This window comes from Methylomicrobium lacus (assembly GCF_041897535.1).
Taxonomy (GTDB): domain Bacteria; phylum Pseudomonadota; class Gammaproteobacteria; order Methylococcales; family Methylomonadaceae; genus Methylomicrobium; species Methylomicrobium lacus_A.
The window spans coordinates 2,775,254-2,788,338 of sequence record NZ_CP169217.1 but is presented as its reverse complement, the minus strand read 5'-3'; the positions used below and the strand labels follow the sequence as shown (position 1 = coordinate 2,788,338).

9 protein-coding genes are annotated in these 13,085 nt (G+C 56.6%); 8 read left to right on the top strand and 1 reads right to left on the bottom strand.

Annotation, left to right across the window (positions count from 1 at the left end; genetic code table 11):
* Positions 1–541: 541 nt before the first annotated feature.
* From ACEPPP_RS12260 to ACEPPP_RS12225, 8 genes are all read left to right on the top strand, one after another.
* Positions 542–1,876: a TolC family protein gene (locus ACEPPP_RS12260; RefSeq protein ID WP_374087079.1), complete on the top strand. Its 1,335-nt coding sequence runs from the start codon at positions 542–544 to the stop codon at positions 1,874–1,876.
* Positions 1,873–3,045, top strand: coding sequence for an efflux RND transporter periplasmic adaptor subunit (locus ACEPPP_RS12255; RefSeq protein ID WP_374087077.1), 1,173 nt, complete (start codon positions 1,873–1,875; stop codon positions 3,043–3,045). Before ACEPPP_RS12260 ends, ACEPPP_RS12255 begins: the two co-directional genes overlap by 4 nt.
* Positions 3,042–6,152, top strand: coding sequence for an efflux RND transporter permease subunit (locus ACEPPP_RS12250; RefSeq protein ID WP_374087076.1), 3,111 nt, complete (start codon positions 3,042–3,044; stop codon positions 6,150–6,152). Before ACEPPP_RS12255 ends, ACEPPP_RS12250 begins: the two co-directional genes overlap by 4 nt.
* Positions 6,153–6,167: 15 nt before the next feature.
* The gene (locus ACEPPP_RS12245; RefSeq protein ID WP_374087074.1) at positions 6,168–6,560 is read left to right on the top strand and encodes a hypothetical protein; all 393 of its coding nucleotides are present in this window, start codon (positions 6,168–6,170) and stop codon (positions 6,558–6,560) included.
* 356 nt (positions 6,561–6,916) lie between these two features.
* On the top strand, positions 6,917–8,962 hold the full coding sequence (locus ACEPPP_RS12240; protein ID WP_374087072.1) for a hypothetical protein: 2,046 nt from the start codon (positions 6,917–6,919) through the stop codon (positions 8,960–8,962).
* A 159-nt stretch (positions 8,963–9,121) separates the two neighbouring features.
* The gene (locus tag ACEPPP_RS12235; RefSeq protein WP_374087070.1) at positions 9,122–9,967 is read left to right on the top strand and encodes a peptidylprolyl isomerase; all 846 of its coding nucleotides are present in this window, start codon (positions 9,122–9,124) and stop codon (positions 9,965–9,967) included.
* 6 nt (positions 9,968–9,973) lie between these two features.
* Positions 9,974–10,516 carry a hypothetical protein gene (locus ACEPPP_RS12230; RefSeq protein WP_374087068.1) on the top strand — a complete coding sequence of 181 codons (543 nt, stop codon included), beginning with the start codon at positions 9,974–9,976 and terminating at the stop codon, positions 10,514–10,516.
* 43 nt (positions 10,517–10,559) lie between these two features.
* Complete coding sequence (locus tag ACEPPP_RS12225) at positions 10,560–11,858, top strand: OmpP1/FadL family transporter (protein WP_374087066.1); 1,299 nt, start codon at positions 10,560–10,562, stop codon at positions 11,856–11,858.
* Between the two features lie 223 nt (positions 11,859–12,081).
* Here ACEPPP_RS12225 and ACEPPP_RS12220 read toward each other — a convergent pair whose 3' ends face one another.
* Positions 12,082–12,954, bottom strand: a complete 873-nt coding sequence (locus ACEPPP_RS12220; RefSeq protein WP_374087064.1) for a hypothetical protein — start codon at positions 12,952–12,954, stop codon at positions 12,082–12,084.
* Positions 12,955–13,085 lie beyond the last annotated feature (131 nt).

Genomic DNA, 13,085 nt, shown 5'->3' with positions numbered 1-13,085 from the left:
CCTACCGGTTAGGCGGCTTTGCCTAACCGGCTCATAATGAAACTCCTCCTGGGTGATGAAAACTTCGGTTTCTTTCAATCACTGCGTTTTCCCAGAGCCGACTGATAGTTCGCTAAGCAATTATCGATGCCTCTTGCCGTGCAAATAAGTCCATCTCCCTTCCATTAGGATCGTACAAGACTACAGATCACACTCTCGCGGCGAGGTCGCCTTGCCGAAAAGCTACAGGACGGGGAAATGTTGTCAACAGTTATGCAGCCTAATGGCAGGGTGCTGCGTTATAATGGCGAATCGACAAGAGCGCGCAAATTTTAACCGGACTGTCTGAATGCCGCGTTTTTCTATTACACCTTTCGCAAGATTTGTGGATGCTGGTCGATGTTTGATTATTTTCGGTACGTTGACGAGGTGTAATTAAAACATGCGCAAGATCACTCGCATGCCTTCACATGGCAAAGGACGCTTATCTGTAATAACGGTTTTGACCCTGCTAAACGGATGTGCGCCTCAATCTTATCAGCCCATCCTGCCGCCTGCCTACATGCAGGATTTTAAAGAGTCCGATCGTGATGCGGCGCCCGATCCGGAGCCGGAACCAGAACTGCAAGCAGAAACGGCTTCGGCCGAAGAGAAAAAGCCGCCTTCACCCACAACGCAGGGCAGGGAATTCAATTTAAATCAGGTCATCCAGACCGCCTTAAAATCCGATCCGGTCATTCAGTCCGCCTTTGAAAACATCACGCAAGCCGAAGCCGATTTGATAACGGCTGGACTTCTGCCAAACCCGGATGTTTCGGTCAGCGGTTCGTTGATCCCATTGGATCGAACCTTTACCGTGAACCGGCAAGGCGGCCCGCCGCAATTCGATGCGGGGATTTCGATGCCGATCGATTGGTTTTTATTCGGCAAACGCGCCGCTGCGATCGTTTCCGGTCAGCACGGGGTCGATGTGGCCACTGCCGATTTCGCGAATACGATCAGACTCAGAATAGCGTCCGCGATCGCCGCCTTTTATTCGGTGCTGGAAGCCCAGGCGATGTTGGAACTGGCGCAGGAAAATAATGCCAATCTGACCAAGTTAGAACAGATCATTCTGAATCGCGTGGCGCTCGGCGGCGTCGGCACGATCGAGGCGGACAGGATCCGCTTGTCCATTTTCAGCAGCCACCGTGATGTGCATGCGCGCGAGCTCGAGTTGAATGTCGCGATCAATCAGCTGCGTTCTTTGCTCGGAATCGTTGAAAATGTGCCGATTAAAGTGAAGGGTTCACTGGAGATCGCAGCGCCGGCAGAGCCGCTGCCGATCGACACCGCATTCAAACTGGCCGAGGAAAACCGGCCGGATCTTTTGTCATTGCAAAGACAACTCGCCAAGGCGAATGCCGATATTGCGCTCGAGGAAAGTAAAGCCTATCCGCAAGTCGTGCCGAAAATCGGTTATACCCGGCAGTTTCAAGAACAGGCGATCGGTTATCCCGATGCAAATTCCTGGGGCGCCGGTGTCGATATTGTCGTGCCGCTTTTCGACCGCAATCAGGGCAATATCGCGAAGGCAAAATCGGTGTTGGTTCAGTCCCGGGCGAATCTGCAGGCGCAATTGACCGCGCTGCGCAGCGAAATCGATCAGGGGGTCAATGCCTTTGCTTCCGCGCATCAGATCCTGGTCAATGACGATCCCGGCCAATTGGAAGCCGCGAAAAACGTGCGCGACAAAATCAATCAGGCCTATGAATTGGGCGGCAAAACGCTGATCGAGGTACTGGATGCGCAGCGAATCTACCTTGAAACCTACCGTTTGCACATCACCAGCCGCTCCAATTACTGGCATTCCCTGTATCAACTCAATGCGGCTATCGGCAAAGAAGTCTTGCGATGAATCATCATTTATTTTCATTTTCCGGCAGGAATATGCGTTTTCATGTCGGCTGCGTCGTTGTTGCCGCCGTGATTTTGTTCGTGTTGGTTTCATGGCAGCCCGGCCAGGCTCAGCAAAACACCGTTGATAATACGGAGGTCGTAAAACTGATCGGGCCAAGGACGGTCCGCGTAAAAGCGGGCAGCCTGCTTGAGCAAAAGCTGGATATTTCGATCGTCCCGAAAGAGCAAATCACCACGCCGCTATTGCTGGCGACAGGATCGGTCGTAGCGCATTTGGCGCCGGGTTCCAATCCGAGCGAAGACCGTTGGCAGTTCAACAGCATCGAGCTTTCCGGAGTGTATGCCGACTGGCAGCGGGCGCGAGCGGAAAAAGAATTTAACGTCAAGCGCCTGGCCAAGATTCGCGAGTTGACCGCCTCGCAGACGCAATCGCAAAAACTGGTGGTTGATCGGCTGCGCAAGCTGGTTGCAACCGGGACCGAAGCGATCAGAGATCTAACCGCCGCGGAAGCGAACCTTTTGCAAGTCCAGCTTGAAGGTCAGAAAGCGGTGTATGAGGCCGAAACGGCCTTGACGGTCGCGACGCGCAATCGCGCCGCGCTGGAAAGAACCTTGTTACAGGATGGCGTCGATCCTGCGTTGCTGGAAAATGCGACATCCGGTACTTCCCTGATCAAGGCGGACGTACCCGAATTAAAAATCAGCCTGGTCTCGGTCGGGCAGTCCTGCGTGACCAAATTTTATGGCTTGCCGGGACAAACCTTTATCGGCAAGGTCAAGAGTCTGGCGCCGTCCTTGTCGGCTGAGCAGCATACCCTGCGGGTCTTCTTTGAGTTGCCGGATGTGAATAACAAATTCAAACCGGGAATGTATGCCGAAATCGGTCTCGGCACCGATCCCAGGATGGCGATCCTGGTGCCGTCGGATGCGGTCTTGCACAGCAGGAATGCCGATTTTGTGTTTATCGGCGACGGTCCGGGATTATGGCATATTACCGAAGTGCAGGTCGGTGAAAGCATCGGCGATCGGGTCGAAATTCTGCAAGGCCTGCAAGGCGGCGAAAAGATCATCGGCAATGGCGCGATCCTGTTGAAGCCGATGCTGGTGCAGGCGCTGCTGAATGAAGAGGTGGTCAAGGAGATGCAACCCGAGGGCGTTGCGAAATGATCCCGCAACTCTTGAATAATGCGATGCACCATCGTTTGATCGTGCTGGGCATCGCGGTGATCATCACACTGCTGGGGCTGTGGTCGTTTTCACGGATGCAGATCGATGCCTATCCGGATATTTCCGCGCAGATGGTGCAGGTGATCACGACCTATCCGGGACGGGCGCCCGAAGAAGTCGAGCGCCAGGTCACGGTGCCGATCGAGATTCAGATGCGCAACGTGCCGCGGGTCGACACGATACGTTCGCGGACCATCTTCGGCCTCTCGGTCGTGCAGCTGATCTTTGAAGAAGGCGTCGAGGGCTACTGGGCGAGGCAGCGAGTACAGGAGAAGCTGACCGGCCTTGATTTGCCCGACGGCGCATCGGCCGAATTGGGGCCCTTGGCGACCGCTTATGGGGAAATCCTGCGCTATGAGCTGGTCTCGGACGGCCGCTACGATTTGATCGAACTGCGCTCGATCAACGATTGGGTCGTGATACCGCATTTGTTGCGCGCCTCCGGCGTTGCCGACGTGAGTAATTTCGGCGGCGATGAAAAGCAATACGCGGTGCTGATGAATCCGGCGCAATTACAGCGCTTCGGCTTGTCGCTGAATGATGTAGTGGATGCGATCCGGACCAACAACGAAAGCGCTGGCGGCAGCGTGCTGTCACGAGGCAGCATGTCCTTTGTGATCCGGGGACGCGGGGCGCTACAAAGCGTCGAGGAAATCGGCAACATCTTCATCAAATCGCACGGTGGCACGCCGATCTATGTGCGCGATGTCGCGGATGTCGAAATCGATTCGAAAGTGCCTTCCGGTATTTTAAGCAAGGATCGTAACGATGCGACGATCGAAGGCATCGTGCTGATGCGCCGAAGCGAAAATCCTTCGGGCGTTCTGGATAACGTCAAGGACGTTATCGCCGAGCTGAACAAGGTCGATTTGCCCCAGGGTGTGCGTGTCGAGCCTTTTTATGACCGTTCGATGCTGGTCGACAACACGCTGCATACGGTCAGTCACAGCGTATTGCTCGGTATTTCGCTGGTGACGCTGGTGTTGCTGTTCTTTTTGGGGCGTCCTTCATTGGCTTTGATGGTCGCCTTGACGATCCCATTTTCGCTGTTGTTTGCGCTGGTGCTGATGAACGCGATCGGGATTCCGATCGGCTTGCTGTCGATCGGCGCGATCGATTTCGGCATCATCGTGGACGGCGCGGTGATCATGGCCGAAAACATTGCCCATCGCCTGGATCAGGCGTCGCAACAAAAAAGCCAGACCGGCGCCGCCAAAACGGTGTTGGAGGCTTCATTGGAGGTCGAGCGTCCGGTCTTTTTCTCGATCTTGATGATCGTCGGCGCCTTTTTGCCGCTGCTGACGCTGACGCATATCGAAGGTTTGCTGTTTCGACCGATGGCGTTGACGATATTGTTTGCCTTGTTCGGCGCGATGCTGTTTGCCATTTTCGTGGTGCCGGCCTTGGCCAGCATTTTATATCGGCATGGCTACAAGGATTGGGAAAACCCGGTTTTGAAGTGGCTTTACCCGCGCTACTCCGTCTTGCTCGAAACCTTGATGCGCCATCGCTGGCGTACGGTCATGTTCTCAGTTGCGCTGCTGGTCGCCAGCCTGCTGTCGATCGTGCCGCGCCTCGGCACCGAGTTTTTGCCTTACATGGACGAAGGCGTCGCGTGGGTACGCGCGAATTTTCCGGAAGGCACGGCTTTGGAGCAAACCTCCAAATTCGGCCAGCGTCTTCGGCAAATTGCGCTGGAATTTCCCGACATCGATTTCATCGTGGTGCAGGCGGGACGCAGCGATAGCGGCACCGACCCTTTCCCGCCCAGCCGGATCGAAATGCTGATCAGTCCCAAGCCTCGCGATCAATGGACGCAATTTTCCCGCAAGCAGGAACTGCTCGCCGCGTTGGGAGCCCGCTTTCGCGAAGAGTTTCCGACCACTCGCTTCAACTTTACCCAGCCGATCATCGATAGCGTGACCGAGGATGCAAACGGCACCTCCGCGAATTTGGCCGTGGAGTTTTCGGGCGCCGATTCGGAGGTATTGCTGCGTCTGGGGCAGAAGACAAAGGAACTGCTGACGAAAGTACAGGGTGCGGAGGACGTCAGCATCGAACAGGAAGGGCCACAGCCGCAACTGGTGATCAAACCGGATCGTTTTCTTTGTGCGCGCTACAACATCAACGTTGAGGAGGTCAATCAGTTGATCGACGTCGCGATCGGCGGCTCGCCGATCGGACATTTGTTCGAGGGGGAACGCCGCATCGACATCGTCGCTCGCTTCGCGAAGGAATATTTAAGTTCGCCTGCCGCGATCGGGCGATTGCCCGTTTACAACGCGGAAGGCATACCGATTCCTTTGGCGCAGGTCGCCCATATCGACATCGTCGACGGGCAGACGATCATTGCCCGCGGCGACGGGCGTCGCCGGCTGACCGTGCGTACCGACATCGTGAATCGCGATCAGGGCGGTTTCGCCGAAGAGGCGCAACGTCTTTTCGAAAAGGAAATCACGGTGCCGGCCGGTTACCGGGTGGCCTGGCTAGGCATGTTTGAAAATCTGGAGCGCGCCGGGCAGCATTTCGCCATTCTGGTACCGATGAGCATCGGCGTAATTTTCTTGCTGTTGTTGGCGACTTTCGGCTCGCTGCGCGCGGCGTTGATTCTGCTGTTCGCGATTCCTTTCGCGTTTGTCGGCGGGGTGGTGGCGCTCTATCTGCGCGACATGCACATGAATGTGTCTTCCGGCGTCGGCTTCGCGGCGGTCTTCGGCGTTTCGATCATGAACGGTGTGCTGATCGTGCGCACGATCACCGAATTGCGGATGAACGGAACCGCGCTGGAAGCCGCGATCGTGCAGGGTTCGGTGCGCTGTGTCCGGCCGATTTTGATTGCCTCGCTGGTCGCGATTCTGGGATTGGTGCCGGCATCGTTGGCGACTGGTCTGGGTTCGGATGTCCAGCGGCCTTTGGCGACTGTGATCGTGTGGGGGCTTTTCAGCGCCACGGTCATGACCATTTTACTGGTGCCCGTTCTCTACCGGTTATTTGAGCCGCCGATCAGTTTGCCCAGCGAAGAAGAACTGGAGCTGGATCAAGATTAAATTCTGGTCAGCCGGGTGTTTAAAACCCGGCTGATCTACGGCAGCGAAATCAGTTCTCGCCAGATCCCTCATTATGCGCATAGCGCTGTATTTTCGGCAGTCGAAAGGCCAAAGACAGGCGGTCTAAAAAAACTCAAAGCCTACTTTCCGCGCCATGCGCGGCTTTTATCGGCGCCGCATTCCAGTCCCAGGATGACGCAGCTGCCAATCGACCAGGCGCTTTCCGGCCTCATCGGCCAAGCGCTGAGCCTCTCCATTCATACGTCGTTCGAGCCGACCGTATCGCTATTTTCTTGTAGACCGCATTTCTCTCGTTCAAATCATGCCGGCGTCTGTCGGCGCAATCAGCGCTTGTTGAATTGGCAACGCCTGCTGCTGCTTCGATGTTTGTCGAGCAACCTCAAATAAAGCCTGATTTTGAATGTTACTCTCCGGCGCGCGACCTCACAGGGTACGCGAGACCGTGCATCGTGCAATCGAAATGCCAGCGGAGCAAGCATTGATTGCTGGAATATCAGCACAAAGTGCTGGTTTGGTGTTGGTATATCAGCAGTTTTGACTTAAATAACACTTAAGAATATTAGAAATTCATAATAGAACAATTGGTTAAATGGTGGCATGGAACTTGCGATATTGATTTTGCGAACTTGCGCACGGACAACAAGGTTTTCGGCCGCTTTGAGAGGGGCTGCCAGGAATCGGGTCAAGGATGACCCTCGAAAAACAATAAAAGTACCAATGTCTCACTAACTAAGGATGTAACTATGAATAAGCTTACCATCAAGCGTAGGCCGCGAGCGGCTAAATTCCCGCTTGCGGCGGGACTGCTGGCCTTGTCGCTGGCCGGATACGGCAGCGCCCAGGCCGGACTTCTGGGAGGGCTGGTCGGTCCTGACTTGACTCTGCAAACGACCGGCGGCTTGCAGCGCGCCCCTGAAGCCATCAGCAAAACGACGGGCAAAGTCATTCCGAATGGCACTGTCCTATTGGCGTGGACCGGCGATGATATTCTGGACGATCAGAATGCCGATTCCGATTTCCTGACCGTGATCGACGCGGAGCCGGATTCGACGACCTACGGCAAGGTGATCTGGACCGCCGGCCTGCCGTCCATCCTCGGTGCGAACAAGCCGGGCACCGCGCTGCTGCATACATCGGACATCCACAACGAGCCGCATCACAACAACGCCTACACCACCTATATCGATCCGGTCAGCAAAAAGAAATACCTGTTCGCCGGCGGTCTGATCAGCGGCAACATTTTCCGCTTCGATATCACCGACGTGCGCAAGATTCCGAAGGCGGAAATCGCCGTTTGCGGTATGGAGTTGCTGAAGTCCTCGCTGACCGACGACTTCGTGGTGCTGCCGAACGGCCACATTGCTGCCACCTTCATGGGCGGCACCGCTTATTACGGACCCGGTACGGTGGTCGAGTTCCATCCTTTGCGCACAGGCGCATGCGCGGGCGGCCTGCCTTATCTGCCAATCCCTCTGGTTGGCGATATTTTGCAGAACGACAAGCAATACCTCAGCGAAAATTCCGCCATCGTCTGGAACTCCGGCGTCACCCGTTATACGCCGCAGCATTTGACCGGAATTTCGGATGCGGGACTGGAAGCCTATCCGCACGGCATGCAGTTGACCTATAACGGCAATTATCTGGTCACCTCCGATTACGCCAATCCTCTGGTATTGGGTGCCGGCGACCCGATCGCGAATCTGTTCAGCGATTACTTTACCTACAATCCGCTGCCGACCAATTTGACCAGCCTCCGCCAGTTCGGCACCACCGTACGGGTATGGCGAGCCAATGACCTGAAGAAGGGGCCGATCAGCGTCAGCCAGGTGCCGGATGGGCCGCGGATCGAGGATGTCTATTTGCACGAAGAACCGGAAGGCTTGATGGGCCTGGCGCTGCCGCACAGCAAGGGCCATACCGATCCGCAGACCGGTCAGCTGGTGCCGCATAACGGCGCTTTCGCGGCCAGCATGTGCGGCGGCACGCTGTATTACACCTCCAATATTCTCGCGCCGCAGACCGCCAATAACGGTCAGGGTCCGGAATGGAAGCCGGTCTATGACGTAGGTCCTTGCACAGGCGTTTCCTATTTTGCGATCAGCGACGACGACAAATATCTGTTCCTGCCGATCGCCGGCGAAAACAGCCCGGGCGACCATGTTTATGAGCGCGATTATCCGGGCGAACACGACCGCCGCGTGTTGTCGCTCGATATCCAGCCTTTGCTCGCGAAAGGAACCGATCCTATCGATTGCGATTTCCCGGCAGCCGATTCGAGCCGCCCCGGCAATTCCACGCTGGGCCTGCCGATCGCAGGAAACGCTTTGAACAACAGGGTGCATAACAACGGCGCCGCCGATTGCCCGGTGGTGGTCGGACAAGTCACCGCGAACTCTCCGGAAAACTACGCCACCCACGGTGGCCCGCATTTCGTCGGCATTGACCGCGCCGGCGCTACCGGTTCATCGGCAAGCGGCGCGTTGCAACCCGGCAAGCGTCTCGTGTTCATCAATTACTTCGTCGACCTGAACCATATGGGACTTCTGGGCACCGGCTCCGGCGGGGACAGAAAGATCTATGTGGCGAAAATCAATGCCGACGGTTCTTTGCAATATGACGAGAGCTTCAAGGACGAACTGACCGGTGAATTGGGCGTCGCCCTGACCGGACCTGAGCGCTCGGAGTTCGACTGGCCGAATCGTGGCGTCACCGGCTCGGCACGTCCGCACGGTGCGATTTTCGAGAAGAACGGCCTGAAACTGAAAGGGCCTGAGCATTACCAAAATTAGCCGTGACTGCCCGGCGCGGTTAACGCCGCGCCGGGTTTTAAGCTGAAATTTTGTATGAGGCAGAGGCCGATGTCCGGGATTTCTAACCCTCTGATGACTCCTCCCGGTAAGTCGCCCCTCCCTCTTTTTATGACAATCCTGATCAAAGCAATCGCAACCATGTCAACAATCAACAAAAAATACACGCTGCTGGTTTCCGCTCTCGGCTTATCCGCCGCGCTGGACGTGACGGCCGCCGAGCAAGCGCAAACAGACTCGCAAACATCCGCCATCAGTCAGGCGGAGATAGACTACGTCGTGAAACGGCGCGCCGCGCAAGGCGTGCCGCTGACCGACGAGATCAAGCAGGATATCAAGGAAGATCTGGTCAGCCAGTCGCTGTTAGCGGACCAGGCCCTCAGGAAACAACTGGACAAGAATCCCGAAATCGAAGCGCACCTGCAACTGGACCGGCTGGCCATTCTTTCGAAAGCTTACCTGGACGCCTATTTCAAAGAGCATCCGGTAACGGAAGACAGCATTCGCAGCGACTACGAAAGCAAAAGGACGTCCGGAAAATTTCTCGAATACAAGATACGCCAGATCGTGGTGCCCGATAAGGCCGAAGCCGAGGGCATCATCAAACAAATCAAGTCGGGCGCCGATTTCTCCGAACTGGCCAAACACAAATCCCATGACCCCGGCGCCGAACATCACGGCGGCAGTATCGGCTGGTTCCGTCCCGACATCTTCATCGACGAGGCCTTCGCCGGCGCCGTCACGCAACTGAAGAAAGGCGAACTCACCGTCGAACCGGTCAAGACTCGCTACGGCTGGAACATCATCCTGCTCGACGACGGCCCGCGCAAGGTGACCGACGCCCAGCCTTATGACCATACCAATATCAAGCTGCGCGGCGTTCTGCGCGAAAAGGCGGAGAAAAAGCAGGTCGAAAAACTGCTCGCCGAATTGAAAGGCGCATCGCATGTCGCCGCGATTACCGATTCGAACAGCAAAACACGGTGACCGCGAATGAGTTACAAAACATTATTCGGCGCCGCCCTGCTTGGCCTGGCCGGCTCGGCTTACGCGGCGCCGGTGCTGATCTCGCCCGATTGGGGCGCCGAGGCGTGCCAGGCCTGGAATGCCAGCCCGGTGCTGACCCAAAAACTGGTCGAATCCGGATGGGTAAAAAACAATGATGGACGCGGTTTCAAGGTGATCCAGCTTTACCGCGAGGACTGCGGCGACAAGCCGACGGCCGAATTGCGGATTGCGCTGCAGGGTAGTCTTGCCCGCTGCGTCTATGGAGGCAAAGCCGAGACGCAAGCATTAGCGTCGGGTGCCGACTATGTGATGAGCGCCGAGACCGATAGCTGGGTCGAGATGGGGCGCGGCGACTACGGCCCGATGCGCGCGATGATCTCCGGCAGTTTGGGTTTCGACGGTCCGATGGGCGAAGCGATGGGCAACATGGAGCCTTTCGAGAGTTTCCTGTTGTTGGTAGGCAAAGTGCCGGCCGACACCCGGCAATGCCCGAATCAGCCGGCCAAGCTCTCTTCCAGTGCGCCTTAAGGCCAAACGCCACGGTTTGACAACTATTTAGGAGAACTAAGCAATGACTACAACAAACAGGTACCTGGCCGTCGCGGCGACGGCCGTATTGGGCGGCTTGCCGGCCATCGCGGGGGCGACCAACGGCTATTTCGCGCACGGCTACGGCGCCCGCAGCAAAGCCTTGGCCGGCGCCAGCACCGCGCGGCTGCTGGATTCGTTCGCGGCCGCGGTCAATCCGGCCAGCAGCGCCTATCTCGGCGACCGGCTGGATGCGGAAATCGAGCTGTTCAGCCCGCGCCGCCAATATACCGTCGATGGCGAGCCGACCTTGGCGCCCGGCGCGTTCCCGCTCAATTCCGGCACCGTCAGAAGCGACAGCGAATGGTTTCCGGTGCCGGCCATCGGCTGGAACCACAGGATCGATGCGGAGCAGGCGGTCGGCGTGACGATGTACGGCAACGGCGGCATGAATACCGATTATGTGGCCACGCCGAATCCTTTATGCCCCTTCCCGGGCGGCAGCGGCACGTTTTGCGCCGGCACCACCGGCGTCGATCTGGCGCAGGCCTTCATCGTGCCGAGTTATGCGCACAGCTTCAACAATGGCCGCTTCTCGTTCGGTATCGCGCCGATTTTTGCGATCCAACGTTTCAAGGCGCGCGGACTGAATGCGTTCGCGCCGTTTTCGAGCGATCCGGCGCATGTTTCGGACCAAGGCTATGACTATTCGTTCGGCGGCGGCGTCAGGGTCGGCGGCCTGGTCGAGGTGCTTCCGGGCGTCCGGTTCGGGGCGTCGTATAAAAGCCGCATCACGATGTCGAAATTCAACGAATACGCGGGGTTGTTCACCGAGCAGGGGAGCTTCGATATTCCCGAAAGCTTCAACTTCGGCCTGGCCTGGGACATCAACAAAGACATCACGACCTCCTTCGATGTCGAACACATTCGTTACAGCCAGGTCGACTCGGTCGGCAACGCGATGTTCCCGAATCTGTTGACCACTCGGCTCGGCGATAACGGCGCCGCCGGTTTCGGCTGGGAGGACATGACCATTTTCAAACTCGGCGCCGAGTGGCGGCCGAACAAGCGTTGGACCTGGCGCGCGGGCGTCAGCTACGGTGCGCAGCCGATTCCAAAGTCCGAAGTGTTGTTCAATGTGCTGGCGCCGGGGGTGCAGGAATACCATTTGACGACCGGCTTCAGCCGCGCGATCGGCGACAAGGACGAAGTCAATTTTGCGTTCATGTATTCGCCGAGCAATTCGGTCAAAGGGCCTAATCCTTTGAGTCCGAAGCAAAACATCGAACTGGAAATGGATCAGTATTCATTTCAGCTGGGCTGGTCCAAGAAGTTTGAATAACGTTAGGACGGCATTTCGGGCATAGCCTGGGCTTGTGCCCCGCGGAAGCACTGGCCAAGGATGGCGGCAGTGCTTTTGCCTAGTTGGTGATTTTTGATAAAGAATGTAACCATCGTCGGTAAATATACCGTAGGCTGAGCGGAGTCGAAGCCAACGGCATCGCCGTAGTGAACCTCCCGGGATTGGGAAGTCGGTAGGGAGGTGATTTAACTCTGGTCCCTCATCAAGCGCACAGCGCCTTATTTTCGGCAGGCGCATGGTCAAAAGACGGGTTGCCGTAGAAATCGCCCTCGACCAGATCAAAGCCTGCGTTCTGCGCCAAGGCGCTGCTTTTTGTTTGCGTCACATTCGCCAGGATGCTGCGCCCGCCGATCGAACGCACCAGCGCATTCCATTGCCGCAGTTTTTCGGCAGCCCTGGCGTCGCGGATCGTGTCCAGCGAGTTGGCCGCCAAACTGACATAATTGGGCTCCAAGGCCTGAATCAACTGATTGGCGTGTTGGCCCAGCGCGGCATAATCGAACTTCAGCGCGATTTGATAGCCGCGGCGCCGGTAATTCTCCAGCCCCTGATTCAACTGTTGCTGAAAACGCGCATAGGCCGGATTGACGGGCACCGTGATCGCGACGTTCCGAGTCTCGAGCCCGCAGCGCACGATGATTTCTTCGAAATAAACGCCGTGATTCTCCTTCACGCCGAGGATATGCCGGGGATCGACATCCAGAAACAGCGTATCGGTTTCCGCCTGCGTCGGCAGCAATAAATAATTCAGCATGTGCACGGTTCTCGACAGACGGTCGAAACTCAGGATCGACAGCGTGTCGATCGACGGCGCCAAGGGATGATCGAGCAAATGCTCGATGTCATCCCGGTACAACGGTTCCGCCGGGCTATTGGTCAGCTGCTGTTTGGCGGTATACCCCGCGATCTGCGCCGGATCTTCGGTCAGCCGAACCGGTGACAAGACGCTGCCGATCTGTATCGGTCCATATACACCATGGACGACGCCGTTTTTGAAGACGAACGGTCCGGAGCTGCCGGGGTCGTTAAATCCTAAGCGATAGTTGAAGTGTTCGACTAACTGCTGTAAAGGCATGGTATTTAAATCCTTGATGAAACAATAGCAGGGAAAATACCCCAATGATTGACGATAACGAATAGGTTAAGGCATATGGCAGACGAAATGAAACGATAGATTTAGAAACCCATATCTCAAATGATGATAGG

Coding starts and splice junctions, on each gene's coding strand:
- ACEPPP_RS12255 (WP_374087077.1), top strand. CDS start 1,873: ATGAATCATCATTTATTTTCATTTTCCGGCAGGAATATGCGTTTTCAT.
- ACEPPP_RS12235 (WP_374087070.1), top strand. CDS start 9,122: ATGTCAACAATCAACAAAAAATACACGCTGCTGGTTTCCGCTCTCGGC.
- ACEPPP_RS12225 (WP_374087066.1), top strand. CDS start 10,560: ATGACTACAACAAACAGGTACCTGGCCGTCGCGGCGACGGCCGTATTG.
- ACEPPP_RS12260 (WP_374087079.1), top strand. CDS start 542: ATGCAGGATTTTAAAGAGTCCGATCGTGATGCGGCGCCCGATCCGGAG.
- ACEPPP_RS12240 (WP_374087072.1), top strand. CDS start 6,917: ATGAATAAGCTTACCATCAAGCGTAGGCCGCGAGCGGCTAAATTCCCG.
- ACEPPP_RS12220 (WP_374087064.1), bottom strand. CDS start 12,954: ATGCCTTTACAGCAGTTAGTCGAACACTTCAACTATCGCTTAGGATTT.
- ACEPPP_RS12250 (WP_374087076.1), top strand. CDS start 3,042: ATGATCCCGCAACTCTTGAATAATGCGATGCACCATCGTTTGATCGTG.
- ACEPPP_RS12230 (WP_374087068.1), top strand. CDS start 9,974: ATGAGTTACAAAACATTATTCGGCGCCGCCCTGCTTGGCCTGGCCGGC.